This is a genomic window from Acinetobacter sp. COS3 (genome assembly GCF_000475335.1).
GTDB lineage: Bacteria > Pseudomonadota > Gammaproteobacteria > Pseudomonadales > Moraxellaceae > Acinetobacter > Acinetobacter venetianus.
Genome location: NZ_AXCD01000021.1, coordinates 1 through 216 on the forward strand (window position 1 = coordinate 1; position 216 = coordinate 216).

Annotated in this window: 1 protein-coding gene; it reads left to right on the plus strand. The window is 50.9% G+C overall.

Annotated elements, in window-relative coordinates:
- Positions 1 to 216: hypothetical protein (locus tag IO68_RS26100; RefSeq protein ID WP_023013470.1), on the plus strand; the 216-nt coding region annotated here is incomplete at both ends.

Genomic DNA, 216 nt, shown 5'->3' on the forward strand with positions numbered 1-216 from the left:
CCAACGACAGGTGAATGGAGTGTTCCAAACCCAGGTGGCTTGGTAGATGGTGATACCGTTACAGCAACAGCGACCGATCCAGCGGGCAATGAATCATTACCAGGAACAGGCATCGTATCAGCAGACATCACAGCACCGATTGTGGCAATTGATGACGTACTGACCAATGACAATACGCCTGCATTAACAGGTACGGTGAATGACCCAACGGCAACG